Origin of the sequence: Paraburkholderia sp. EG304 (assembly GCF_046543485.1) — a bacterium.
In the GTDB taxonomy this organism is placed as follows: domain Bacteria; phylum Pseudomonadota; class Gammaproteobacteria; order Burkholderiales; family Burkholderiaceae; genus Paraburkholderia; species Paraburkholderia youngii.
Genome location: NZ_JBKGUA010000039.1, coordinates 1 through 23,219, shown reverse-complemented (window position 1 = coordinate 23,219; position 23,219 = coordinate 1). Strand labels below are relative to the sequence as shown.

Here is a 23,219-nt window from a genome sequence, read left to right as displayed (position 1 = left end):
AACGCGCCTCGCGGTAAATGTTGCCCATGCATCGAACGACGTGCCGAATCGGTACGTTTTCGGACATGGCTGCTTACCCGGCAAAACCCCGAATAGCGTTCTCGAAGCATCAACGGTACGGCGATGTGCCATACAATAATTGCAGCTCGCGAGGCTGTCCGAAGCCCTCGAAGCTTCGGTCCCGAGCCGACCATTTTCGACGTGAATTCAGGTGGAGCGCTGCATGCCTTTTCCGGCAAAAGACTACGGCTGCGCCGGCTGGCGCGGCGAGATGGCGCGACGCATCAGCGAATTCGACTGGCGTGCGACCAGCCTCGGCGCGATCGAAAACTGGCAGCGCAGTCTGAACTCGACGGTCCTGACGATGCTCGCGTCGCCGATGCCGCTCGTGCTGCTGTGGGACGAGCCCGGCTACATGATCTACAACGACGCCTATGCGGTCTTCGCGGGCGGCCGGCATCCGTATCTGCTCGGCCGTCCGGTCGAAGACGGCTGGCCGGAAGTGGCCGACTTCAACCGTCACGTCATGGTCACCTGTCTCGCCGGCGGCACGCTGTCGTATCGCGACAAGGCGCTCGTGCTGCTGCGCGACGGCAAGCCGGAAGACGTGTGGATGGATCTGTACTACAGCCCGGTCGCGGGCGACAGCGGCGCGCCGGCCGGCGTGCTCTCGATGGTCGTCGAAACCACCGGGCGCGTGCTCACCGAGCGCCTGCGCCAGCAAGCCGAAACCGAACTGCACGAGACCAACGAACGCCTGCAGCTTGCGCTGAACACCGGCGCGGTGCTCGGCACCTGGGTGCTCGACGTGCGCACGGGCGAGGTCACCGGCGACGAACGCTTCGCGCGCACCTTTTCATTTGGGCGCGATACAGCGTTGAAAGGCGTCGCGCGCGATGCCGCCACGCAGATCATCCATCCCGACGACCAGGCGCTCAACGACCGCCTGACCGCCGAAGCGATCCGCAGCGGCGAGCCGTTTCGCGCCGAGTACCGGATCCGGCGTCCCGACGGCGGCTATATGTGGGTGCAGGCGAACGGCCGCTGCCAGTTCGACGAACACGGCGAACCCACGCGTTTTCCGGGCGTGCTGATCGACATTCACGAGCGCAAGATCGCCGAACAGCAGCTTCTTCAGCTGACCGAAACACTCGAGCAGCGCGTCGCCGATTCGATCGCGGCGCGCGCGCTCGCCGAGGAGCAGCTGCGCCAGGCGCAGAAGATGGAAGCGATCGGCAGCCTGACGGGCGGCGTCGCGCACGACTTCAACAACGTGCTGCAGGTGATCAACGGCAATCTGCAGATGCTCGCCGCCGACGCCGACGACGACCCCGTCACCCAGCGGCGTCTCTCCGCCGCGACCGATGCCGTCAGACGCGGCGCGAAGCTCGCCGCGCATCTGCTCGCGTTCGCGCGGCGTCAGCCGCTGTCGCCGACCGTGCTGAATCCGCGCCGCCTGCTGACCGGCATGAGCGAGATGCTGCACCGCGCGCTCGGCGAAACGGTGCGGATCGACACGGTGCTCAGCGACGATCTGTGGAACGTGCAGGTCGACCGCAACCAGCTCGAAAACGCGCTGCTCAATCTCGCGATCAATGCACGCGACGCGATGCGCGCCGACGGCGTGCTCACCGTGCGCGCGACCAACCGCACGCTCGACGCCGCGTTCTGCCGCGGCAAACCCGACCTGTCGCCGGGCGAATACGTGGAGTTCTCGGTTGCCGACACCGGTTCGGGGATGCCGCCCGAAGTGCTGCAACACGTGTTCGAACCGTTCTTCACGACCAAGCCCGACGGCCACGGCACCGGCCTTGGCCTGTCCATGGTGTTCGGCTTCGCGCGGCAAAGCGGCGGACAGGTGTCGATAGAAAGCGAAGTGGGACGCGGCACGACGGTGTCGCTGTTCTTTCCGCGCTGCTGCGAGGCGGAGACGCCGGAGACCGTCGACGGCGCCGCGGCGTCGGTCGGCGGCGGCGAAACGATACTCGTCGTCGAGGACGATGCCGACGTGCGGCTGACCGCCGTCGAAATGCTCGCGCAGCTCGGCTATAAGGTGCTGACCGCATCGAACGGCGACGCGGCGCTCGAGTTTATCGACAGCGACATGCCGATCGATCTGCTGTTTACCGACGTCGTGATGCCCGGCAAGCTGAAGAGCGTCGAACTCGCGCAACGCGCGGCCGCGCGCACGCCGCCTCTGCCCACGCTGTTCACATCGGGCTATACGCGCGACGAAATCGTCCACCACGGCAAGCTCGACGCGGGTATCACGCTGCTGTCGAAGCCGTACCGGCGCGACGATCTCGCCCGCATGGTGCGTAACGTTCTACGTGCGGGCGCCGCCAGCGCGGACCGCGCGGCCGAGATGCGAGAAGCGGGTATCGCCGCATGCGTTCCGCCCGCGGCGTACGAAGCCGTCAACACGTACGGCGTCACGAATGCACCGCAGAAAACGTCGAAAAAAGAGCCGAAGAAAAAGCCGCCAAAGGCGACCCAGCCGCGCGCGGCCCAGGAAGCCGCACGCGTGCTGTTCGTCGAGGACGACAGCGAATCGCGCGAGGCGCTTGGCGAACTGCTCGGCGCGCTAGGTCTCGCGTGCACCGCGGTCGCGAGCGCGGAAGCAGCGCTGCCGCTCGCGACCGCGCAACACTACGACGTGCTGTTGACCGACCTCACGCTGCCCGGTATGTCCGGCGACGAACTCGCGCGCGCCGTGCGGCAAGTGCAGCCCGCAATCCGCGTGCTGCTGGTGTCGGGCTACGGTCGCAGCGCGGAGATCGGGGCGGCGATTCCGGGTGCGCGGCTGCTCGGCAAGCCGCTCGATATCGCGCAGTTGCGGCACGAGTTCGCGCAATGGCTCGATCACACCGAAGCGACGTCCTGATCTAAATACCGAACCTCTGCCGCCGTGGCGTAGGTGTCTTCATGATGCTTCAGATCGACCTGAATAACGGGCTTTTCGCGAGCGCTTCGGCGCCGTCCGCATTGCTGAGGAATTTCTCCGTGTAGATGTCGCGCTCGAACAACTGCCCCTGCATCAGCGCGCGGATCGACGCTTCGATCATCACCGGCGGTCCGCACAGATACGCCTTGTGGCCACGAAAATCGCCGCCGAAATGCGCCTTCGCGGCCTCGTGGACGAAGCCGCGAAAACCCTCCCATGCACTGCCTTCGGCCTCGTTCGACAGCGCCGGCACATAGGTGAAGTTCGCGTGCCGCTCGGCAAGCTCGGCGAACTCGTCGTGGTAGTACAGCTCCGCGCGATCGCGCGCGCCGTACACCAGCGTGATCGGCCGCGTGTCGCCCTGTTCGAGCAGATCGAGCAGCATCGAACGCGGACTCGACAATCCCGAGCCGCCCGCGATCAGGATCACGGGCTGCGGGTCCGACGCACGCACGAAGAAGCGGCCGAACGGACCGCTGAAACGCAGCGCGTCGCCGGGCTTCAGCGCTTCGTGAAGATAGCCGGTGCCTTTGCCGCCCGGCACGCGCCGCACGTTCAGTTCGATCAGCGTCGACGAACCCGGTTTGCCGGCGAGCGAAAACGCGCGCGGCGTGTCCTCGCCGGGAATCTGCACGTTCACGTACTGCCCCGCCTGAAATTCGATGCCGTCGCCGTCCAGTTCGACGAAGATGCCCTTGATCGTCGGCGTCAGATCGATGCTGTCCTTCACGCGGCCGGTGAAATCGCGGACCGGGAAGTGGCGCGCGTCGGCGTCCTCGTCGATATCGGCTTCGATCGTCAGATCCGATTGGGCGGTCGCGCAGCACGCGAGGCACTTGCGTTCGTCGCGCTCGAAATCCATCAACGCGAACGGCGACGCATTGCCGTGCTCGATCTCGCCGTCGACCACCTGCACCTTGCAGGTCGCGCACAAACCGTGGCAGCACGCGTGCGGCAGCCAGACGCCGGCGCGCAGGCAGGCGTCGAGAATGGTCTGTTCCTCGGCGATCTCGATCGTATGGCCGATCGGCTCGATGGTTAGCTGGTAGCTCATGTCAGCGTCTCCTGTTTCTCTGATCCGGTGAACCCGCGGCCTAGCTGCACGATCCGCGAATGCCGGTCAGACCCGGCGTGCGAAAACGGATCAGCGCCTTGTGACGCAAGCCGTTTTCTTCGAGCGTCCGATCGAACACGGGCGTAAAGCGCTCGTTCGAGCGGAACCATTCGATATCGTCGAGCATCACCTTCTCCCAGTCGGGATGCGCGGAATAGATGCCGGGCAGCACGTCGTTCGCGAGCGTCGCGAACGTCATTGTCGGCGGCACCGGAATGCAATGCGGCGCACAGAACATCAAATGATCTTCCCAGCCGATGAACAGCAGCCGGTTGCCGTGGAAGTTCTCCTCCCGGTCTTTCACTTCGCCCGTGTAGCCTTCTCTGAGCGCAATAACTGACATGGTGTGTCTCCTTGGTATTCGGTTGGCGTGGGCGAATCACGCAGCCTGCGCGGCCGGCGTGCTTTGCGATGCGGTATCGGTTGCGCTTTCCTTGGTCCCTTCGCCGCCGTGACTCGGCTTGCCGGTCCAGCGCAGCCAGTTCTTCCTGTCGGGCGAATCCTCGAATTCGTGGCCGTCCGCGCCGACGTTGATGTGGTAATAGCGCAGCACTTCGGCGAGCGGATCGAAATCGGCGGCGCTCGGGTCCGCGTCTTTCTCGAAGCAGTTGCCCTGATAGATCTGATGCACCGGCAACCAGGCCTGAACGTATTTCTCCGGCTCGTTGTCGAAGATGTCCTTGCAGCCGTCCGAGCAGAAGTGATACTTGTTGCCGAGATAGTCGCTTTCGCGGTAGCAGGTTTTGGTCGGATCGTCGGGCTCGGTGAAGGCCATCGGGACCTGGCAGACCTGGCACAACATCGGCAGCGTGTTGTTGTAGAAGCGCTTGCCCGCTTGCTGCTGCTCGCGCCAGTACTCGAAGCGCGGACGATACAGCCTGTCGAACGTCGCCGGATACTTTTCGGCGAGCCAGTTCATTTCGTCATCCGACGGAATCCATGTGTGCATCGCCGCCGCGTGCGTGTAGTTGTAGAAGATGCCCCACGCCTCGTGTGAAATGCGATCCTTCTCCTTCGACGCGACCTCGTGATACTTCGGCATGCGAATGCCGTAGCGTTCGAGGTCGTGAAACAGCGCGCCGCCGTTCTTCTCGAAGTAGGTTTCCCATGCTTCCTGCCACGACATGATCCGCTTCGGCTGCATGTAGTCCATCATCATCGCGACGAGCGTCAGCAGCCGGTAGCCGCGCCAGAACCATTTGTCGATCCACTTCTGGATGATCGGCACGTTGCCCGGGTCCTGTTCGAGCAGGAACTTCACCACTTCGAGTCCGAGCGTCATATGGCGCGATTCGTCGGACTGCGCGGAGAAGCCGAACGTCACCGTCGCCATGTCGCCGTTGAAGGCGGCACCCGACATAAACGGCATGAACAGCAGATTGGTCAGCACGTATTCGAACGAGAACGAGATCGCGGTAACGAACTCGAACGGGCCGGCGCTCATCGCGTCTTCGAAATACGACTTCGGCACCGACAGATACCAGACCCGGTCGTGCATGTGCTTGAAGTCGTGAAAGCCGTTGAAGAACTTGTTGTAATGGCTGATCGTATGAACCTGTGTCTGCGCGTGACGCAGCTCGTCGATCGCCTGCATCTGACACGCGATACGCGCGCCGGCGGCGCGAAAGTTGCGGCCGGCCAGCGCGAAGCCGCGGTGCGCCGCATATTCGAGCGGACTCACGCCGGTCAGGAACAGCTTCAGCGCGTTGATATAGCGCGGGTCCGTCACGTTGAACTGGCCGTTGTTCTGCTGGAACGCGTCGATGATCGCGTACAGCTTGCGTTCCTTTTCACCCTGATATTTCCAGTAGGCGTCCATCGTCAGACGGAACGGGTCTTCCCATTTGTCCCAGTCGTGGACCTTGATGCCTTCGAAGCGGTCGTATGGAAAGACCTCGTCCATCGGCTGATAGGTCGTGTCCCAGCCAAGGCCGCGCGTCAGCATCGCGTAGTTTTCCTTGATGCTCAGCTTTTTCGGCGTCGTATTCGTGGTGCTCATCGTGCGTCTCCCATGCGATTGATCGCGGCCGCTCAGGCCTTCCATTCGAGAATGAATTCGTCGTCGGTCTCGTCGATGTTGCCGCCGAGCGAAATAAGATTGAGTTGCAGCTCGCGCAGATCGAAGTCGCGGCCGATGCGCTCCTCGATCGACTCGCGCCGGATCACGAGCCGACCGACCGCGTCGATCTTGACCATCGCCGGAAACGCGTTGACGACGGCGTGCGGGTTGTCCGCCTCGATCGCCTCGATGATCGGGCGCGAGTCGTCGTTGGCCTGAAATGCGATGAATACGGAATCAGCCATGTTTGGCCTCCCCGGCTTGCTGTTCTGCGTGCTCCGCCACGAGCGGCACACCCTGCTTCTGCATACGCGCATCGAACGCCTGGGCGATATCGGCGAACGCCGCCTCGGCTTCGTCCGCGCCGAGCGCTTCCACTGCCAGCGGGCACAGCGCATCGAGTACGCGCGAGCGCCACTGCGCGATCCACCGGCCGAGCAGCACAGCGTTATCCGTCGACTCCGCCACCGCGGTCTTCAACGTCGCATCGACCCAGCGGCTCGTTTCGTCGTACCAGGTGCTCGCGAACTCGTTCAACATGCCGATTGCCGCGCCGTAGTCGCGCGACAGACGCTGGTCGATATGCCGATACACGAGCGGATACAGCAGACCATCGAGCACGACGTTCTGCGCGACGAAGGTTTCGAACCAGTCCTGCACGACCATCGTGTCCTCGACCAGCCGGCGCAGGGCCTGCCACAGCGGATCGTCGAGCCAATGCGCCTTGCCAACGACCAGTGACGCGCCCGAATTGCCATCGAGCAGCAGACCGATACGCGACAGGTACTGCGCGATGCCGAGCCGGTCCATCGCATGAAACATCGTCGCCTGCGTGATCGCGGTGCCCCAGCCGTAACCGGTCACGAAGCAGTTATTGGTATTGGCCGCCCATTCGATATGGCGCAGCGGCACCATCAGCGCGGCGATCCGCGCTCTCGCGTCGTCGGGCAAGTCGGCGAGCAGACGCCGCCGCGTGACGAACTCGATATTCTTTTCCATCGCATCCTGCTGCCGGGCGCGCGCGATCGTGTACGCGCCGTAGTAGTACTGGCGCGGGTCCTTGAACGCGTACCAGTCGTTCATGCGGATCGCCGTGCGGCCTTTGTCGTAGAGCGCGAAGTCCGGCTGCCACAGCGGGCGATAATGAAAGTTGTCTTCGGGCTGCAGCTCCAGCGTCGCTTCCTGATAGCGCGACGCTGGTTTATCCGCGCCGAGCCTTCTCGCGACGTGCGAGAAAGTCTGGCGGATCTGCTGAACCGAGGACGTCTTGATGTCGATCTGCATGCGGTGTCTCCTTGTCTGTTATGCGGGGCCTTCGACGGTCATGCGCGCTTCATTCGCTGACACCCGGCTCGCCGTAGCGCCACTTCAGTTGTTCGAGATCGAGCGCCGCGGCTTCGTCGTCGCTCAATTGGCACACGCGATGATTCGCGCAAAAAGACGCGAAGTCGTGAGCGCTCATCACGAGCTCGACGCTCAGGCCAGGATCGCCAATCGAAAAATCGAACTCGACGAAACCGTCGTCGCGCTGCTCGCGCACGCGGACATAGCGCCGCGTGACGTCGAAGGGTCGCGAGACCGGTTCGGCGTGGGGTGTATGCGAGGGCATCAGTGTCTCCAGATGGTTTTGCGTTATCCGTCACTGCACGTTTTGGTTCAAATCGGCGGCAGCGCGCCTATTAACGCAACTGCTATGCCAACGAACCCGGAAAGACCGCGCTCCGTGCGGCGAAAGGCGCACAATCCCTTGTGAATCAATGCCCAAACATAGAGCGGCGATTCGCGCGGCGCAGGCGCGGCGAAACGCGCGCGGGCGCGGGCTCGATCAAATGATCGAAACGGCCGCTTGCACGCGTTGCGTAACCGATCAATTCGTTATCAGGGAACACCCGGAGGCGCTCGTCGCGCGATTCGCGATACAGCACCGCGCGTGGCATTGCATACTGACGGCCGGCATTTGCCGGCAATCCACATAGACAAGCAGTTGGAGACGAATTCAGATGGCCACCCGAAGCAAGCCCGCGGCGAGCCCGCGCATGTCGATGGTCTCGCCCAAGGGCGACTGTGTGGACAGCCTGCGCTATCCAGACATCGCGGACCTGATGTCCCGGCTGCACTTCGCGCCCGGCGACGGGCGCATCTGGCTCGGCGATCAGCGCATGCTGCTCGTGCACACGGGCTCGGTCGGCGTGATGCGTCGCGAGCTGATCGACAGTCTCGGTATCGACGCGGCGCGCGGCCTGCTCACGCGCATGGGCTACAACTCGGGTGCACGCGACGCCGAACTCGCGCGCAAGGCGCGTCCGGATAGTTCGATTACCGAAATGTTCGCGGTCGGCCCGCAATTGCACATGCTCGAAGGCATGACCGTGGTCGAGCCGGTGCGGCTCGAAATCGACGTCGAGAAAGGCCAGTACTACGGCGAGTTCATCTGGAAGAACTGCGCGGAAGACGAGGAGCACATCCGTATCTACGGAATCGGTGCGGAGCCCGTGTGCTGGACGCAGATCGGTTATGCGTCGGGCTATACGAGCGTGTTCATTGGACGCCCGGTCATCTATCGCGAGGTCGAGTGCCGCGCGCTCGGGCAATCGCAATGCCGGATCGTCGGCAAGCCGGTCGAGGAATGGGGCGACGAAGCCGCCGACGATCTGCGCTTCATGCAGGCGCAGTCCTTCACGCAGGGGCTGTCGGCCGCGGCGGTCAAACGTGAGGCCAGGCACGCCCCAGCCGTCGCCCTGCTCGGCGGCACCCCGCCGCCCACGCCGACCGCATTCGGCGACGACAACATGGTCGGTGCGTCGCCCGGTTTCAATGCCGTCTGCCATATGATCCGGCGCGTCGCGAGCACGCGCGCGACCGTGCTGTTTCTCGGCGAGAGCGGCGTCGGCAAGGAGGTATGCGCGCGCACGCTGCATCGGATCAGCGCATGCAGCGACGGTCCGTTCGTCGCGGTCAATTGCGCGGCGATCCCGGAGGCGCTGGTCGAGTCGGAGCTGTTCGGCGTCGAGCGCGGCGGCTTTACCGATGCGACACACAGCCGGCCGGGCCGCTTCGAACGTGCCGACGGCGGCACGCTGTTTCTCGACGAGATCGGCATTCTGAGCCTGACCGCGCAGGGCAAGCTGCTGCGCGCGTTGCAGGAAGGCGAGATCGAACGGGTCGGCGATACGCAGACGCGCCGCGTCAACGTGCGTGTGATCGCGGCGACGAACCTCGACCTGAAGGACGAGATTCGCGCCGGACGCTTCAGGGAAGATCTGTATTTCAGGCTCAACGTGTTTCCGATTCGCGTGCCGTCGCTGCGCGAGCGGCGCGAGGACTTGCCGGTGCTGCTCAATCACATGCTGCACAAATTCCGCGAACGTCACGGGCGCGACGTGACCGGCTTCACCGGCCGCGCGCTCGATGCGCTATTGAGCTACGGCTGGCCGGGCAATATCCGCGAGATGGAGAACCTGGTCGAGCGCGGCGTGATTCTCGCGCCGGACGGCGGGGCGATCGACATCGGCCACCTGTTCACGAGCGGCGAAACCATCGACGCGCAGATGTTCGGCCTCGGCACCAACGGCTCGCTGATGCCGTCGGGCTCGCTGCTCGATCAGCAGGCGGGCGGCAGCGGCGAAGCGGAACGCGTGGTCAGAAAAGTGAACGATCTACTGCTGGGCGCGAGCGGCGACATCGATCCGACCTCGCTCGACGATATCGAAACCGCGCTGCTGAAAAGCGCGGTGCAGCGCGCGCAGGGCAATCTGTCGGCGGCCGCGCGCACGCTGGGGATTACGCGGCCGCAGCTGGTTTATCGGCTGAAGAGTCGCGGGCTGCGGGTGTAGGCCGCCGAAGGCAACGCTAGCATCATCGGAGGCGAAGCAATTGGCGGTTCAGCGGGCCAAACCACGCGTAAATCCGGAATTAGAAGGAACCGCCCAAACCGTAAGATCGCCGGGAACCGGTCAGTTAGGCGTTGGCGGCATGTTAGATCTTCCTCTTTCCGATGACGCGTGGGCGCGCATCAGTCATCTGTTCCAGCAGGACCCGAAGAAACGTTTGGGCCGGCCCGCGCGTCCTCCGCGCGAGATTCTGGACGCGATTCTGTGGATCGTCACGCGCAACGAGAAATGGCATCGGCTGCCCGGCACGTTTCCGCCGTCGCAGACGTGCTACATCAGGTGGCTGCAATGGCGCCGCACCGGCTTGATGAGCGCGATTCTCGACGAGCTCGGCCTGAGCGCTTGCGCGCTCGCATCGGCATCGTGCGCGCACGCGGCGCCTTCGGCGGGGCCGCAAGCCGACGCCTGAAATCGTGGCCTGGAATGGCATATATTGTGGGTAAGGATGGGTACCCGCGACGGCGCGGCCAACTGCATCAGCCGTGCGCGCGGGTATGATGCCGGGCGCGGTATCCACCGCGGCCGCTTCCGATGCCGCATCTTTTGCCACGAGAACCATCATGCCTGCCCAACACGACGAAGCACCCGGCGCTCACGACACGAACAACAAGCCGAAGCGGAAAACGCTGTCCCTGTCCGTGCGCAATCTCCTGATGGTCGCCATTGGCGTGGCGATGTTCGCGATCGTGTCGGGCGTCGTGCTGTACAACCCGATCATGTACGGCGACGAGATCCCGAACTTCGGCATCATCCTGATGCTGACCGTGCCGGTGATCGCGGGCGTCGCGTTTCGCGTTGGGCTCGACGCGTGGCTTGATCGCGAGTGAGCGGCAACAACACCGCACCCTCCCTCCGTTGCGCGGTTATGCCGTCTTGACCGGCAATACGACCCACACTTCGAGGCCGCCCCCTTCGCGCGGATGAAACTGCAGGCCGCCGCCGTGCAGCCGTGCGATCCGCTCGACGATCGACAGCCCCAGCCCCGTGCCGCCGCTGTGCGCACGCGCATTGCGGCCGCGCTGGAACGGCGCCTTCAGCTTTTCCAGTTCCTCTGCCGTCAAACCCTTGCCGCGATCGGCGACCGCGACCGTCACCGCGTCCTGCGTCGCCCACGTGCGCACCGCAAGCCCGCTGCCGCCATAGACGATCGCGTTCTGCATCAGGTTCATCAGCAGCCGCATCATGCTGATCGGCCGATAGGGAACCGCCGGCAAACTGCCCAGCGTCAGTTCGAACTCGTGCCCGAGCCCAGCGAAGTCGCCCGCGAGCCGTTCGATCAGCGCATTCAGATCGCCGGGCTGCGCTTCCTCGCGCTCGCCGCTGCCCGCGTAGTCCATGAACTGCTGCAGGATCGTCTCGATCTGATCCAGATACGATTCGGCGGCGATCACGAAGCTGCTGTCGGCCCCCTGCGGCATCGCCATCGCCATCGACAGGCGCAGCTTCGTCAACGGCGTACGGATGTCGTGCGAGATGCCCGCGAGCATCAACGCGCGCGTCGCTTCGGCGTCCTGTAACGCGCGCGTCATCTGATTGAAAGCGCTGCCCACGGCGGCGATTTCTGCGGGGCCGTCGGTCGGCAGCGGCGCGGGCAGATCGCCGGCGCTTACGCGCCGCGCTGCTTGCGTGAGCTCGTGCAAGGGTTCATTCAGATGCAACTGGATCGCGTAGCCGGCGAGCGCGGCGAGCACGCCGAGACCCAACGACAGAAAGATCGCCGCTTCGAGGCCGCTGCCCTGCGCGTCCTCGGGAACCGGCAGCGCAATCCAGTACGGCGCGCTCGCCAAACCCGCCGCGTTGCCGGCGCCGGCAAGCGATCCATGCATGCGAATCCACAGCCGCTGAGCGCCCTCGGTCTGCCAGCGTGCGGGCATATCCGCGGGCAGGTGCTTCTGCAGGCTATCGATGAACACGCCGCGCTGATAGGTGCGATACGCGTGCAACAGATCGTGCGGCGGTGTGTCGGTCGCTTCGGGCGGCAACTGCTCGCGCGCGTCGAGACGCGCGGTCAGCGCCGCGCGCGAGGCGGGCGGAGTGGCCGCGAGCAGGTTGTCGAGCGTCGTCACGTAGGTCGCGAACACGGCCGCCGCGCGCTCGACGCGCGGCCGCTGCACGTAATGCAGCAGCACGACGATCGAGCAGATCTGGCTCAGCATCACGAGCGCGATCAACAGCGCGATGTTGCGCGCGAGCAGCGTGCGCGGCAGCAGCCTGCGTGACAGTGAGCGCATCATGATTCGACATCGGCGACGAGCATATAGCCGACGCCCCAGACGGTACGAATGAAACGCGGCTTCGACGGGTCGTCCTCGACGATCTGCCTCAGCCGCAGCACCTGCACGTCGATGCTGCGATCGAGCGCGTCATGGTCGCGCCCTCGCGCTCGCGCGAGCAGATTGTCGCGGCTCACCGCGCGATTCGGCGACGACGCGAGCGCGACCAGCAGCAGCATCTGCGCGGAATGAATCTCGAGCGGCTCACCCGCGCGCGATAGCTCCTGCTTGCCGACGTCGAGCGTGAAGTCGCCGAAACGCACGCGCTGCGAGGTCACCGTGACGTCGCCGGCGGCCATCTTCTGGCGGCGCAGCAGCGCGTTGATTCGCGCCACCAGCTCGCGCGGCAGGAACGGTTTCGCGAGGTAGTCGTCGGCGCCGGTTTCGAGGCCGGTCACGCGATCGAGCGGATCGCCCTTCGCGGTCAGCATCAGGATCGGCAAGGTCTGCCCTTGCGCGCGCAGCTTCGCGCAGATCTCGAGGCCGTCCTCTTCGCCGATCATCAGATCGAGGATCAGCAGATCGAACGGCTCGCGCTCCAGGTAGCGGTTCAGACGCTTGCCGTCTTCGGCCGCGCGCACGTCGAAACCGTGACCGCGCAGGAAGCGCAGCAGCATGTTGCGCAGCTCGGCTTCGTCGTCGAGCACGATGATCCTGGCGGGGCGTTCCATTCGAATGCTCCTGTCCGAGCCGCTCAGTGTGCGGCGCCGCGTTCCTGCATGAACGCCTCGATCTGCGGCAGCGTGATGTAGCCGGCCTTCTGCGTGTCGATCTCATCGAAATGACGCGCGAGCATCGGCATGCCAGCCGCCGCCTGGTCGCGGGTCAGCTTGCCGTCGTGGGTGGTGTTCGCGGTTGAAAAGCGCATCTGCAACTGCTGCTCCATGCGCTCCACGCGCTGCGGGGTGATACCTTGCGGCGCGGCGGCCTGAGCGAACGTGACGGTGGACGCGCAGCACAGCAGCACGGTGGCGAGCAACTTCTTCATGACTGACTCCTTCGGTTGGAACATCGACCGTCGCCTGGCTGGGTGCCGCGATCCGTTTCGATGACAGGCCGAATTCTTGGTCAGACGCCACGCGATCGCAATTCAAGAATCATGTCGAATCATGTCACGGCGCCGGGTGCCGGTGCAGCGTGACATCGAATGAAATGAGTTTGCGGTTTCGTTTCGCGGGCCTGCTGCGTATCGTTCCGTCTGCCGTCCGTCGGCTTTCCCGCATCAGGAGTCCCAAATGAGTATCCGCCTCGCCTGTGCCTCGACTTTCACCGCCATCGGTCTCGCCTGTTCTTCCGCTGCCTACGCGAGAGTCGTCGTGTATCTGCCCGCCGCCGTGGTCTACGCGCCGCCGCCGCGGCCGGTCTACTACCCGGTGCCGATCAATCCCGTGTACGTGTCGGCGCCGCCTGTCGCCGTTCCGGTGGCGGCCGCGACCATCGTCGCGGCGCCGCCCGTACAACCGGCGAACTCCTCAGCCGCCGCTGCGGTCGTGCCGCCCGCGCCCAACTATGCGGTGGTGCCCGCACCGACGGTCAGCTATGCGCAACCGCTGGTGATCGTGCCGCATTGAAAATGCGTTCAGGGTCCTCGCGCGGGCGGTTCCGATCGCCCACGGCCGGGCCACGCCGTTGACTCAGCATAGGACACGCGCCTGGCGCACACGCCTGGTGAATTCCCGTTGTCTGGTTGAAAGGTAGAGCGCCGCCGCGGCGCGTGGGGCGTCGCGCGTAAAGCTTGCATGGAGTTTGCCGCTTCTTACCATCGCGCAGCGCGCGAGGCGCGCGCCCGATCTGCCGCTTCGCGCCGTCACGGCTGATTTTGACTAGATTAAGGCGGGATGGAACGGAGCTTGCTCCCTTTTTAGGTTCGCGCGCCTCTATCCCCAATCTTTTCCTGGACCTTTGCGATGAGTTACCAAGATATCGACAGGGAAATTGCCCACCTCGAAGTCGTTTTCAATGCGCTTTCAGCGCGCGACCGCTTTCCGCTGTCGTACTGGCATCGCCGGCTGCATGCGTTGAACCGGTCGTCGATGGTGCCCGCGCAACGTCAGCGCGTCGCTCACCTCGAAGCGAGGCTGCGCTCGGTCGGCGCGCAACTGGACCAGCTCGCCGGCGCGACACGCGTTGGCTCCCGCGCGAGCCCGCGGATCGAGGGCCGGTCCGGCGTCCCGTCAGCCCGTTAGAATCCGTGCCCCAAGCGCCAGCACGAGCGCGGGCACCATCACCAGCACGCCGACCTTCAGGAACTTCATGAAGCCGACGTCTTCGCCTTCGCGGCGAATCGCGTTGAGCCACAGGATGGTCGCGAGCGAGCCGCTGATCGACAGGTTCGGGCCGAGGTCGACGCCGATCAGGAACGCGTCGATCACCCGTTCCGGGCTCTGCGCCTGCATCACGGTCGAACTCGCGATCAGTCCGGACGGCAGGTTGTTGATCAGATTGCTGAGCGCCGCGATGCTCGTGCCGGCCCACGCGGCCGCTTCCATTTCGTTGTGTTCGGTCGCGCGCCGCAGCGCACCCGCGAACGTGCTGATCACGCCGGTGTGATCGAGCATCTCGACCAGCACGAACAGCCCGGCGACGAGCGGCAACACGTTCCACGAAATTTCGCGGATCATCGGCAGCGGTGATTTGCGCTCCTTGATCAGCACGACGAGCGCGGTCAGCGTGCCGAGGATCGCGGTGGGCATGCCGAGCTGGATGTCGTACGCGGAGACCGTCAGCAGCGCGCCGGCCGTCACCGCGATGCCCGCGAGGGCGACCTTGCCGCTTGCCGACAGCTCGACCGCGTCGAGATTCGCCTCGCAGACGCCAGCGAGCGCGTCGCGTTGCGTCCAGCGCAGCATCACGAAGGTCGCGCCGATCGACAGCACCGACGGCAGCGCGAAGCGCAGCATCCACGGTCCCAGCGGCGGCGTGTGATTGCCGTACAGCACGATGTTGGCCGGATTCGAAATCGGCAGCACGAAGCTCGCCGCATTGGCGACGAACGCGCAGACGAACAGCAGCGGCAGCGGCGGCGTCTTCGCTTTCTTCGCCGCCGCGAACACGGCGGGCGTCAGCACGACGGCGGTGGCGTCGTTGGAAAGAAACGCGGTGATCACCACGCCGAACAGATACACGAGCACGAACAGCTTGCGCGGCGAACTGCGCGCATGATTGACCGCGAGCACCGCGACCCAGTCGAACAGCCCTTCGCGGCGGCCAACTTCTGAGAGCAGCATCATGCCGATCAGGAACAGATAGACGTCGGTGCCCTTGCCGATCGCTTCGATCGCGAGATGCAAGGGCAACAGGCCGAGCACGACGAGCAGCACCGCGCCGGCGACGGCCCACACGGCTTCGGGCCATTTGAACGGCCGGGTGATCACCCCGGCGGTGGCGAGCACGGCAATGCCCCAGGAAAGAAAAACAGGATTCACAGCTTGAGCCCTGACAATGGGTTGGGTCGATGGCCGCGCAAAGCACGCGCAACCTTGTTATTTCGGCGCAACAAGTTACCACAGCGGTTGTCGCAGCAACCGGACCATAGCAGCCGGCGTGCGTTGCCACGCGCATGTCTTTCAACACAATTAACATCAACGAGGAAACAATCTGTTCCCGCGCACCCCCTATTCAGTTTCTATTGACCTCCCTACCATCCGCATTCCCACACGGCTACTCGCCAGCAACAGACAAACCACGATGCGAACACACGCTCACGCTCCCACGCGCTACCACGGCGCCGCAATCGCGCTGCACTGGCTGATTGCCGCGCTGATGATCGGCGGCTTCTACATCGGCTGGATCATGACGGATATCCCAGGCTTCACGCCGACGAAGCTCAAATACTTCTCGTGGCACAAATGGATCGGCGTGACCGTGTTCGCGCTCGCGCTGCTGCGCGTGCTGTGGCGCGCGACGCACCGCGCGCCCGCGCTCGATGCCGCGACGCCCGCATGGCAGAGGGCCGCCGCGCATCTGGTGCACGGCCTGCTGTATCTGCTGATGCTCGCGATTCCGCTGTCCGGCTACTTCTACAGCTCGGCGGCCGGCATTCAGGTCGTGTATCTGGGCATCGTGCCGCTGCCGACCATCATCGGTCCCGATCAGGCGCTGAAGGCCACGCTGCGCACCGTGCACGTGCTGCTCAATTACACGCTGCTCGCGCTCGTGCTGATGCATGTGCTCGCGGCGCTCAAGCATCAGTTCGTCGATCGCGACGGCTTGCTCGCGCGCATGGTGCCGTTTCTGAAGCCCCATGCATAACGACATGACAGCTTGAAGAAAGGCATAACGCCTGTCGATTGGTTACGACTGGTTGGCAATCAAATTCCTCGCGGTGTGCAATCAGGCCGCGAAGCTCGGATAGGATGCGTACCATCATGAAGACACCCTTTTATCTCTCCGCTCATCGCGCGGCGCTCGCTTCTTTCGCGGCGCTTGCGCTCATCGGCGCGAACCTCGCGCACGCCGACGTCGACCTCGCGAAAAGCAGCGTCATCGCGACGACCAAACAGATGAACGTGCCGGTCGACGGCAAGTTCAGGAAGTTCTCCGCGCAGCTGAACTTCGATCCGGCGAAGCCGGCCGCGGGCAGCGCCAACGTGTCGATCGACACCGGAAGCTACGACCTCGGCGCCGACGACTACAACAAGCAGGCGCAAGGCAAGGAATGGTTCGACAGCGGCGCGTTCCCGAGCGCGACCTTCGTGTCGAGCTCGATCGCGCCGGCCGGCGGCAATCAGTACAAGGTGACCGGCAAGCTGACCATCAAGGGCAAATCGCAAACGGTCGTCGTGCCGGTCGTGATCGCGAGCCAGGGCGCCACGCAAACCTTCGACGGCTCGCTGCCGATCAAGCGCACGCAGTTCGACGTCGGCACCGGCGAATGGAAGGACACGTCGGTGGTCGCCGACGAAGTCGTCATCAAATTTCACCTGGTCGCGGCAAAGAAATAACGTTCAACACAGCAGCACCGCATTACCTTTAGACCCCTGGAGTCCAACTTGAAGAAATCCCTCCTGCTCGCCGCCGGCGCGCTCGCCGCCGCATGCTCGTTCAACGCGATGGCTGCCGCCGAGACCTATCTGCTCGATCCGACGCACACGTCGCCGAGCTTCGAGACCGACCACTTCGGCGGCCTGTCGATCTGGCGCGGCAAGTTCCAGAAAGCCAACGGCACCGTCGTGCTCGATCGCGCGGCGAAGACCGGCACGGTCGAGGCGACGATCGATCTGAGCTCGGTCGGCATCGGCAACGACAAGCTCAACGAGGAGCTGGTCGGCGACAAGTTCTTCGACACCGCGAAGTTCCCGACCGCGACCTACAAGGGCACGCAGATCCGCTTCGACGGCGACAAGCCGGTCGAAGTGATCGGCACGCTGACGCTGCACGGCGTCACCAAGCCGGTCAACCTGAAGATCGAATCGTTCAAGTGCATCCAGCACCCGATGCTCAAGCGCGAAGTGTGCGGCACCGAATCGGTCGCGACGTTCAATCGCGACGATTTCGGCATCGACTTCGGCAAGGCGTACGGCTTCAACATGAAGACCACGCTGCATATCCAGGCCGAAGGCATCAAGCAGTAAGCGCATCGCGCCCGGCCCGGCCGGGCGCCGAACTACTGGATCGCGGGCTGCGCCGGCGCGTGCGACGCGCGGCGCGCCTCGAGCCACGCGAGCAGTTCCTCGCGCCGCATCGCCTTCGCGAACAGCCACCCCTGCCCGTACTGAACGCCCCGGCGCACCAGATACTCGACCTGCTCGCTGCGCTCGACCCCCTCCGCGACGATTTCCACCCCCAATTCGTGCGCCATCTCGATGATATGCGGCGCGACGATGCTCGACGCCGCGTCCTGGGCGATCGTGTCGACGAACGATTTGTCGATCTTCAGCACGTCGATCATGAAGGTTTGCAAATAGGCGAGGCTCGAATAGCCGGTGCCGAAATCGTCGATATAGACCGGGTGGCCGGCGCTTCGGAAGGCCGCAATCGTCTGCCGGGTCACATCGGCGTTCAGAAAACTGCGCTCGGTCGCTTCGATCCTGATTTGCGCGGGACGCAGGCCGGTTCCGGCGAGCCTCGCGTTGATCAGGTTCAGAAAGCGCGGCGTGCGCAGATCCTCGCCGCTGACGTTGATCGACACGTAGAACGACGGCCGCGAACGCAATAGCTCTGTCAGATCCTGCAGCGCTTCATCGAACACGAGGTCGGTCAGCGACTGGATCAGGCCGTGCTGTTCGGCCAATGCAACGAAGATATTCGGCGAGATATCGCGTCCGTTCAGATTCCATCTGGCCAGCGCTTCGACGCCGACGCATTCACTGGTCGCGAGATTCATGATCGGCTGATAGACGACGTCGATGGTTTTCTGCGAGATCGCCCATTCGAGCGAGGCCTCTAACGACACCTGCCGCGAGATCCGTTTGAATGCGAACCAGCCGAACGCGGCGCCCATCGCGACGCCGATCGATAGCCACGTCGCCAGCAGGCCGGGCCAGTCCCTGAGCAGGCTGGTGCGCCGGCCTTTGACGACGACACCGAGAGCGCGAGTCTCCGAGCGTGCCACCGCGTAGTTCCATTCATCGCTATCGACGCGCCCCGCCTGCTTCCATGCATGCAGCATCTCGTCGGGGTCCGCGCCGGTCGACAGTGCAACGATCGAATTTATCTCCGTGTTGATCGTAGCGATTGGCCGTCCCGCTGGGTCCATCACATCGACATATGACTGCGGATCGATCGACACGTACTCGCCGTTGCGCCCGATCTGGATATCCTCGCGCAAGTCGCTGAGCGGATTCTTTTGCTGAAACCAGATCAGGTAGCCGTCGTTGCTGCGCCAGCGCGGCGGCGGCAGTTCGACATTCTGCGCGCGAACGTCGCCCAATAACGGCGAGCAAAGATAGCGCCCGTCGCCGTACGCGCCCGCGTCCCGCACGTAGCGGTAGTTGAAGATCACGTGGGCAGCCCGTCTCAGATATTCCGGCGAGCACGGCTCGGCGTGCTCGGCCTGCAGGTCCGCGATCGCGGCAAAGCCCTGATACGTGACCAGTTCCGTGCGCATCACGGCCTTTTCCGCGTAAAGGTTCAAGTCTCTCTGCTCGCGGCGGCCGACGTCTTCGTTCGCGATATAGATGCTGATCAGGACCGGCAGCACCGTTGCGGCGCAGCCGAGTGCGATATACGCCGAAATCAGCGACATGCGCTTGATCATCTGTCGAGCCCGGTGGTGAACGGTCGCGGCGAAATCGGCTGCAGCGGTCGCGGACCCGCGTGGACCCGCCACGCAACCTGCGGATTTCAGTGTGAAGAATAGTTACTGGAGCCGCTTTTTCAACATTGCGTTGAATGCCACACATGCGGCCAGCCGCGGCGAGCCCGACCAGTGGCGCGCCCGGCAAGGTACCATTACGGCCTGGCGGCGTCGCGACGCGCGCCGTCACCGCTTTCGTTCATTACCATCGCCCGCTTCGATTCCCATGAATTCGCCATCCCGCCGCATCGCGCACCTCGATATGGACGCGTTTTACGCGTCCGTCGAACTGCTGCGCTATCCGGAACTGCGCGGCCGCGCGGTGGTGATCGGCGGCGGCCGCAACAGCGCGCCGCAACTGCTCGAAGACGGCAGCAAGCGCTTCGCGAAGCTGCGCGATTACGCGGGCCGCGGCGTCGTCACCACCTCGACGTACGAGGCGCGCGCGCTCGGCGTGTTTTCGGCGATGGGCATGATGAAGGCCGCCGCGCTCGCGCCCGACGCGATCCTGCTGCCGACCGACTTCGATTCGTATCGCCACTACTCGCGCCTCTTCAAGGCGGCCGTCCGGACGTTCACGGACCGTATCGAGGATCGCGGCATCGACGAGATCTATATCGACCTGACCGAGCTGCCGGGCGAAGCGGCCGACATCGGGCGGCGCATCAAGGAGGCCGTTCATCAGGCCACTGGTCTCACTTGTTCGATCTGCGTCGCGCCGAACAAGCTGCTCGCGAAGATCGGCTCCGAACTCGACAAGCCCGACGGCCTGACGATCCTCACGCCGGCCGACATTCCGCTGCGCGTGTGGCCGCTGCCGGTGCGCAAGGTCAACGGCATCGGCCCGAAGGCGGCGGAGAAGCTGACCGCGCTCGGCCTCGCGACGGTCGGCGATCTGGCCGCCGCCGACGCCGGGCTGTTGCAGGACAATTTCGGGCGCAGCTATTCCGCGTGGCTGATGGAAGTCGCGCAGGGTCACGACGAGCGGCCGGTGGTGGTCGAATCGGAGCCGAAGTCGATCAGCCGCGAGACCACGTTCGAGCGCGATCTGCATCCGCGTCACGATCGGCCGGCGTTATCCAGCGCGTTTACGGGGCTGTGCGTGCGGGTCGCCGACGATCTGGTGCGTAAGGGCTACGTGGGCCGCACGATCGGCATCAAGCTGCGTTACGACGATTTCCGCACCGTCACGCGCGACCTGACGCTCGACGAACCGACCGCCGACGCAACCGAAATCCGCCGCGCCGCGACCGAATGTTTGCGACGCGTGCAGTTGAACCGCAAGCTGCGGCTATTGGGCGTGCGCATCAGCACGCTGAGCTCGGCCAGCGAACAGGCGCTGAAGCCGCGCCTGCCGGTTCAGGCCGACTTGCCTTTCGCGAGCGACGAGTAGGCGGTATCGGCGGCGACGCCGGCCGCATTGGCATTGGCATTCGCGCTCGCGTTCGCACGCGCGGCCGGTATATCGCCGGACGTGGAGATCACAGACGCCGCCACCGAAAACGAGAACGTGTTGATGCCGTTCGCGCTGTGCGCGGATACGGTGCCACGATGCATCTCGGCGATCGCCTTCACGATCGCGAGTCCGAGCCCGTGGTTTTCGCGGCTATTGGTGCGCGAGACTTCCGCGCGATAAAAACGGTCGAACAGATGTTCAAGGACGTCCGGCGCGATCGGCTGCCCCGGATTCGCCACGACGACGCGCACCTGGTCGCGCATCGCACCTTCGCCGCGCGCGATCGTCACGCTGATCGTCGCGCCCGGCTCGCAGTGCTGGATCGCGTTCATCAGCAGGTTCGCGCACGCGCGGCCGAATAGCGAGCGGTTCACGCGCGCGTACGCATCGCCCTGCAACTTCGCATGCACGCGCGCCTCTTCGAGCGGAATCTCCAGAAACTCCAGCGTATGCGCGACTTCCGCCGCGAGCGACACCTCGATCAGGCCGGTCGCGCGTTCGCCCTGGTCGGCGCGCGCGAGGAACAGCATGTCGTTGATGATCGCGCGCATCCGCTCGAATTCTTCGAGGTTGGATTGCAGCGTGTGACGCAGATCGTCGACCGAGCGGTTGCGCGTCAGCGCGACCTCCGTCTGGCCGATCAGGATCGTCACCGGCGTGCGCAGTTCGTGCGCGACGTCCGCGTTGAACGATTCGAGGCGGCCGTAGGCGCCGTCGAGCCGTTCGAGCGCGCCGTTGAACGAGTTGGCGAGATCGTTCAGTTCGAGCGGCAAGGACGCGGTATTGAGCCGCTGCGAGCGGTTGTTCGGGCTGACCGCGGATGCGTCGCGCGTCAGACGCGTGAGCGGCGCGAGGCCGATGCGCGTAACCGAGTAGCTGAGCAGCAGCACCGCGAGACTGCCGAGCGCCGACAGCGCCGCGAGTGCCGAGCCGAACACGCGCATCGTGCGCAGGTTCGGCGAATAGCTCGCCGCGACCTGCAACTGCACCGCAGGCCGCGCGCCATTGGCGGGCAGGATCACCGTCGAGGTCAGCATGTCGGGGCCGCCGCCCTCTGGCGCGATGCGCGCGTAGCCGCCGGGCCAGCTCTTCCTGACGGCCCCCTGCACCGGGGTGCCGAAGTGGAAGTTCGGCTCCGCGCTCGTCACCGAGTACATGGTGCTGCTGTCGTGCGGCGTCATGTCGGCGAGTTTTTCGCGGGCCATCCGCCATTTTTCCGGCGTCACCGCGTGAGAGACGATGATGCGCGCGATCTGCGTGCGATCGTCGAGCGACTCGCGCAGATGATGTTCGAGCTGCGAGCGCAGCACCAGAAAGAGCCCGCTGCCGACGAGCGTAAAAACGAACAGCGCCACCAGCGCGAACATCGACGCAAGGCGGCGGGCAATCGAGCGGTTCATGATGACTCGGCCTCTTCGCGCACTTCGAGCACGTAGCCCATGCCACGCACCGTGTGCAGCAGCTTCGACGGGAACGGGCCGTCGAGTTTCGCGCGCAGCCGCTTGATCGCGGTTTCGACGACGTTCGTGTGGCTGTCGAAATTGACGTCCCATACGAGCTCGGTGATCGCGGTCTTCGACAGAATGTCGCCCTGGCGGCGCGCGAGCACGCTGAGCAGTTGAAACTCTTTCGCGGTCAGGTCGAGGCGCACGCCGTCGCGGGTCGCGCGGCGTCCGATCAGATCGACGAACAGATCGCCGACCGAAATCAGCGTGGACTCCTGCGAACGCGTGCGGCGCGCAAGCGCATGCAGGCGCTCGACGAGTTCGAGGAACGAGAACGGTTTGGTCAGGTAGTCGTCGGCGCCTTCGCGCAGGCCGCGCACGCGATCGTTCACGTGGTCGCGCGCGGTCAGCATGATGACCGGCGTCGACTTGCGCATGCGAAGCGCCTTCAGCACGCTGAAGCCGTCGCGCTTGGGTAGCATCACGTCGAGGACGATCACGTCGTAATCGAATTCGGTGGCCAGATGCGTACCCTCCTCGCCGTCGAGCGCGACGTCGACGACCCAGCCCTGCTCTGTCAAACCGGAGCGCAGGTAGTCCACTACCTTGTGCTCGTCTTCAACAATCAGCAATTTCATCTGCGTCCTCGCCACTAATGGCTGTCAACCTTGCATTAGGTGAGTAGCCCGCGGGAATCGCACCCGCAGGCCCTCTCAGAACCGGACGTGAATCTCTCAATTCATCCGGCTCCTATTGCCCACCGTTCTGCGCCAGAATCCAGTGAGCAAACAGACCCGGCCG

23 protein-coding genes are annotated in these 23,219 nt (G+C 64.5%); 10 read left to right on the top strand and 13 right to left on the bottom strand.

Annotation, left to right across the window (positions count from 1 at the left end; genetic code table 11):
* Positions 1-223 precede the first annotated feature (223 nt).
* Positions 224-2,884: a response regulator gene (locus ACLFKU_RS31905; RefSeq protein ID WP_410851766.1), complete on the top strand. Its 2,661-nt coding sequence runs from the start codon at positions 224-226 to the stop codon at positions 2,882-2,884.
* Between the two features lie 49 nt (positions 2,885-2,933).
* Here the strand turns inward: ACLFKU_RS31905 and ACLFKU_RS31900 are convergent, their stop codons facing one another.
* From ACLFKU_RS31900 to ACLFKU_RS31875, 6 genes are read right to left on the bottom strand one after another with little or no spacing between them, the layout of a single operon-like run.
* Positions 2,934-3,998 (bottom strand): NADH:ubiquinone reductase (Na(+)-transporting) subunit F, encoded by a 1,065-nt coding sequence (locus ACLFKU_RS31900; protein ID WP_368585780.1) that lies wholly within the window; start codon positions 3,996-3,998, stop codon positions 2,934-2,936.
* 40 nt (positions 3,999-4,038) lie between these two features.
* Complete coding sequence (locus ACLFKU_RS31895) at positions 4,039-4,401, bottom strand: phenol hydroxylase subunit P4 (protein WP_410851765.1); 363 nt, start codon at positions 4,399-4,401, stop codon at positions 4,039-4,041.
* A gap of 36 nt (positions 4,402-4,437) precedes the next feature.
* Positions 4,438-6,057: an aromatic/alkene/methane monooxygenase hydroxylase/oxygenase subunit alpha gene (locus ACLFKU_RS31890; protein ID WP_410851764.1), complete on the bottom strand. Its 1,620-nt coding sequence runs from the start codon at positions 6,055-6,057 to the stop codon at positions 4,438-4,440.
* 32 nt (positions 6,058-6,089) lie between these two features.
* Positions 6,090-6,362, bottom strand: coding sequence for an MmoB/DmpM family protein (locus ACLFKU_RS31885; protein ID WP_129957605.1), 273 nt, complete (start codon positions 6,360-6,362; stop codon positions 6,090-6,092).
* Entirely contained in the window at positions 6,355-7,401 is a 1,047-nt protein-coding gene (locus ACLFKU_RS31880) for an aromatic/alkene monooxygenase hydroxylase subunit beta (protein ID WP_410851763.1), read from the bottom strand. Before ACLFKU_RS31880 ends, ACLFKU_RS31885 begins: the two co-directional genes overlap by 8 nt.
* A 49-nt stretch (positions 7,402-7,450) precedes the next feature.
* On the bottom strand, positions 7,451-7,726 hold the full coding sequence (locus ACLFKU_RS31875) for a phenol hydroxylase subunit (RefSeq protein WP_368585784.1): 276 nt from the start codon (positions 7,724-7,726) through the stop codon (positions 7,451-7,453).
* 391 nt (positions 7,727-8,117) lie between these two features.
* Between ACLFKU_RS31875 and ACLFKU_RS31870 the strand changes: the two genes are divergently transcribed.
* The 3 genes from ACLFKU_RS31870 to ACLFKU_RS31860 all read left to right on the top strand — a co-directional run bounded on the left by ACLFKU_RS31870 (position 8,118) and on the right by ACLFKU_RS31860 (position 10,834).
* Positions 8,118-9,950, top strand: a complete 1,833-nt coding sequence (locus ACLFKU_RS31870; RefSeq protein ID WP_410851762.1) for a sigma 54-interacting transcriptional regulator — start codon at positions 8,118-8,120, stop codon at positions 9,948-9,950.
* A 139-nt stretch (positions 9,951-10,089) separates the two neighbouring features.
* Entirely contained in the window at positions 10,090-10,416 is a 327-nt protein-coding gene (locus ACLFKU_RS31865) for a transposase (RefSeq protein WP_410851761.1), read from the top strand.
* Positions 10,417-10,567: 151 nt separating this feature from the next.
* Positions 10,568-10,834 (top strand): hypothetical protein, encoded by a 267-nt coding sequence (locus ACLFKU_RS31860; protein WP_368585787.1) that lies wholly within the window; start codon positions 10,568-10,570, stop codon positions 10,832-10,834.
* A 36-nt stretch (positions 10,835-10,870) separates the two neighbouring features.
* Here ACLFKU_RS31860 and ACLFKU_RS31855 read toward each other — a convergent pair whose 3' ends face one another.
* Genes ACLFKU_RS31855 through ACLFKU_RS31845 form a run of 3 tightly spaced genes read right to left on the bottom strand, consistent with a single transcriptional unit; the run spans position 10,871 to position 13,268 of the window.
* Complete coding sequence (locus ACLFKU_RS31855; RefSeq protein ID WP_410851760.1) at positions 10,871-12,241, bottom strand: ATP-binding protein; 1,371 nt, start codon at positions 12,239-12,241, stop codon at positions 10,871-10,873.
* Positions 12,238-12,951, bottom strand: a complete 714-nt coding sequence (locus ACLFKU_RS31850) for a response regulator (RefSeq protein WP_368585789.1) — start codon at positions 12,949-12,951, stop codon at positions 12,238-12,240. Before ACLFKU_RS31850 ends, ACLFKU_RS31855 begins: the two co-directional genes overlap by 4 nt.
* A gap of 23 nt (positions 12,952-12,974) precedes the next feature.
* The gene (locus ACLFKU_RS31845; RefSeq protein WP_410851759.1) at positions 12,975-13,268 is read right to left on the bottom strand and encodes an EF-hand domain-containing protein; all 294 of its coding nucleotides are present in this window, start codon (positions 13,266-13,268) and stop codon (positions 12,975-12,977) included.
* A gap of 247 nt (positions 13,269-13,515) precedes the next feature.
* Between ACLFKU_RS31845 and ACLFKU_RS31840 the strand changes: the two genes are divergently transcribed.
* Both ACLFKU_RS31840 and ACLFKU_RS31835 read left to right on the top strand, forming a co-directional pair.
* The gene (locus ACLFKU_RS31840; protein ID WP_410851758.1) at positions 13,516-13,851 is read left to right on the top strand and encodes a hypothetical protein; all 336 of its coding nucleotides are present in this window, start codon (positions 13,516-13,518) and stop codon (positions 13,849-13,851) included.
* 336 nt (positions 13,852-14,187) lie between these two features.
* A complete protein-coding gene (locus tag ACLFKU_RS31835) occupies positions 14,188-14,466 on the top strand; it encodes a hypothetical protein (protein ID WP_368585792.1) in 279 nt (92 codons plus the stop codon).
* Here the strand turns inward: ACLFKU_RS31835 and ACLFKU_RS31830 are convergent.
* Entirely contained in the window at positions 14,455-15,705 is a 1,251-nt protein-coding gene (locus tag ACLFKU_RS31830) for an arsenic transporter (protein WP_368585793.1), read from the bottom strand. The two genes, ACLFKU_RS31835 and ACLFKU_RS31830, sit on opposite strands and share 12 nt — an antisense overlap.
* A gap of 262 nt (positions 15,706-15,967) precedes the next feature.
* Here ACLFKU_RS31830 and ACLFKU_RS31825 point away from each other — a divergent pair, with 262 nt between their 5' ends.
* The 3 genes from ACLFKU_RS31825 (at position 15,968) to ACLFKU_RS31815 (ending at position 17,853) form a co-directional block, all read left to right on the top strand.
* Positions 15,968-16,531 carry a cytochrome b gene (locus ACLFKU_RS31825; protein ID WP_410851757.1) on the top strand — a complete coding sequence of 188 codons (564 nt, stop codon included), beginning with the start codon at positions 15,968-15,970 and terminating at the stop codon, positions 16,529-16,531.
* Between the two features lie 116 nt (positions 16,532-16,647).
* Positions 16,648-17,223, top strand: coding sequence for a YceI family protein (locus ACLFKU_RS31820; protein WP_368585795.1), 576 nt, complete (start codon positions 16,648-16,650; stop codon positions 17,221-17,223).
* Positions 17,224-17,271: 48 nt separating this feature from the next.
* Positions 17,272-17,853, top strand: a complete 582-nt coding sequence (locus ACLFKU_RS31815) for a YceI family protein (RefSeq protein WP_368585796.1) — start codon at positions 17,272-17,274, stop codon at positions 17,851-17,853.
* 32 nt (positions 17,854-17,885) lie between these two features.
* Here ACLFKU_RS31815 and ACLFKU_RS31810 read toward each other — a convergent pair whose 3' ends face one another.
* Positions 17,886-19,466, bottom strand: coding sequence for an EAL domain-containing protein (locus ACLFKU_RS31810; RefSeq protein WP_410851756.1), 1,581 nt, complete (start codon positions 19,464-19,466; stop codon positions 17,886-17,888).
* A gap of 277 nt (positions 19,467-19,743) precedes the next feature.
* Here ACLFKU_RS31810 and dinB point away from each other — a divergent pair, with 277 nt between their 5' ends.
* A complete protein-coding gene (dinB, locus tag ACLFKU_RS31805) occupies positions 19,744-20,910 on the top strand; it encodes a DNA polymerase IV (RefSeq protein WP_368585798.1) in 1,167 nt (388 codons plus the stop codon).
* Here the strand turns inward: dinB and ACLFKU_RS31800 are convergent.
* The gene (locus ACLFKU_RS31800; RefSeq protein ID WP_410851755.1) at positions 20,877-22,373 is read right to left on the bottom strand and encodes a heavy metal sensor histidine kinase; all 1,497 of its coding nucleotides are present in this window, start codon (positions 22,371-22,373) and stop codon (positions 20,877-20,879) included. The two genes, dinB and ACLFKU_RS31800, sit on opposite strands and share 34 nt — an antisense overlap.
* Positions 22,370-23,056 carry a heavy metal response regulator transcription factor gene (locus ACLFKU_RS31795; protein WP_013091374.1) on the bottom strand — a complete coding sequence of 229 codons (687 nt, stop codon included), beginning with the start codon at positions 23,054-23,056 and terminating at the stop codon, positions 22,370-22,372. The genes ACLFKU_RS31800 and ACLFKU_RS31795 overlap by 4 nt, the downstream gene beginning before the upstream one ends.
* Between the last annotated feature and the right edge of the window lie 163 nt (positions 23,057-23,219).

Excerpts from the sequence above, each read along its gene's own strand:
- ACLFKU_RS31905 (WP_410851766.1), top strand. The coding sequence starts at position 224 with ATGCCTTTTCCGGCAAAAGACTACGGCTGCGCCGGCTGGCGCGGCGAG.
- ACLFKU_RS31900 (WP_368585780.1), bottom strand. The coding sequence starts at position 3,998 with ATGAGCTACCAGCTAACCATCGAGCCGATCGGCCATACGATCGAGATC.
- ACLFKU_RS31895 (WP_410851765.1), bottom strand. The coding sequence starts at position 4,401 with ATGTCAGTTATTGCGCTCAGAGAAGGCTACACGGGCGAAGTGAAAGAC.
- ACLFKU_RS31890 (WP_410851764.1), bottom strand. The coding sequence starts at position 6,057 with ATGAGCACCACGAATACGACGCCGAAAAAGCTGAGCATCAAGGAAAAC.
- ACLFKU_RS31885 (WP_129957605.1), bottom strand. The coding sequence starts at position 6,362 with ATGGCTGATTCCGTATTCATCGCATTTCAGGCCAACGACGACTCGCGC.
- ACLFKU_RS31880 (WP_410851763.1), bottom strand. The coding sequence starts at position 7,401 with ATGCAGATCGACATCAAGACGTCCTCGGTTCAGCAGATCCGCCAGACT.
- ACLFKU_RS31875 (WP_368585784.1), bottom strand. The coding sequence starts at position 7,726 with ATGCCCTCGCATACACCCCACGCCGAACCGGTCTCGCGACCCTTCGAC.
- ACLFKU_RS31870 (WP_410851762.1), top strand. The coding sequence starts at position 8,118 with ATGGCCACCCGAAGCAAGCCCGCGGCGAGCCCGCGCATGTCGATGGTC.
- ACLFKU_RS31865 (WP_410851761.1), top strand. The coding sequence starts at position 10,090 with ATGTTAGATCTTCCTCTTTCCGATGACGCGTGGGCGCGCATCAGTCAT.
- ACLFKU_RS31860 (WP_368585787.1), top strand. The coding sequence starts at position 10,568 with ATGCCTGCCCAACACGACGAAGCACCCGGCGCTCACGACACGAACAAC.
- ACLFKU_RS31855 (WP_410851760.1), bottom strand. The coding sequence starts at position 12,241 with ATGATGCGCTCACTGTCACGCAGGCTGCTGCCGCGCACGCTGCTCGCG.
- ACLFKU_RS31850 (WP_368585789.1), bottom strand. The coding sequence starts at position 12,951 with ATGGAACGCCCCGCCAGGATCATCGTGCTCGACGACGAAGCCGAGCTG.
- ACLFKU_RS31845 (WP_410851759.1), bottom strand. The coding sequence starts at position 13,268 with ATGAAGAAGTTGCTCGCCACCGTGCTGCTGTGCTGCGCGTCCACCGTC.
- ACLFKU_RS31840 (WP_410851758.1), top strand. The coding sequence starts at position 13,516 with ATGAGTATCCGCCTCGCCTGTGCCTCGACTTTCACCGCCATCGGTCTC.
- ACLFKU_RS31835 (WP_368585792.1), top strand. The coding sequence starts at position 14,188 with ATGAGTTACCAAGATATCGACAGGGAAATTGCCCACCTCGAAGTCGTT.
- ACLFKU_RS31825 (WP_410851757.1), top strand. The coding sequence starts at position 15,968 with ATGCGAACACACGCTCACGCTCCCACGCGCTACCACGGCGCCGCAATC.
- ACLFKU_RS31820 (WP_368585795.1), top strand. The coding sequence starts at position 16,648 with ATGAAGACACCCTTTTATCTCTCCGCTCATCGCGCGGCGCTCGCTTCT.
- ACLFKU_RS31810 (WP_410851756.1), bottom strand. The coding sequence starts at position 19,466 with ATGTCGCTGATTTCGGCGTATATCGCACTCGGCTGCGCCGCAACGGTG.
- dinB (WP_368585798.1), top strand. The coding sequence starts at position 19,744 with ATGAATTCGCCATCCCGCCGCATCGCGCACCTCGATATGGACGCGTTT.
- ACLFKU_RS31800 (WP_410851755.1), bottom strand. The coding sequence starts at position 22,373 with ATGAACCGCTCGATTGCCCGCCGCCTTGCGTCGATGTTCGCGCTGGTG.
- ACLFKU_RS31795 (WP_013091374.1), bottom strand. The coding sequence starts at position 23,056 with ATGAAATTGCTGATTGTTGAAGACGAGCACAAGGTAGTGGACTACCTG.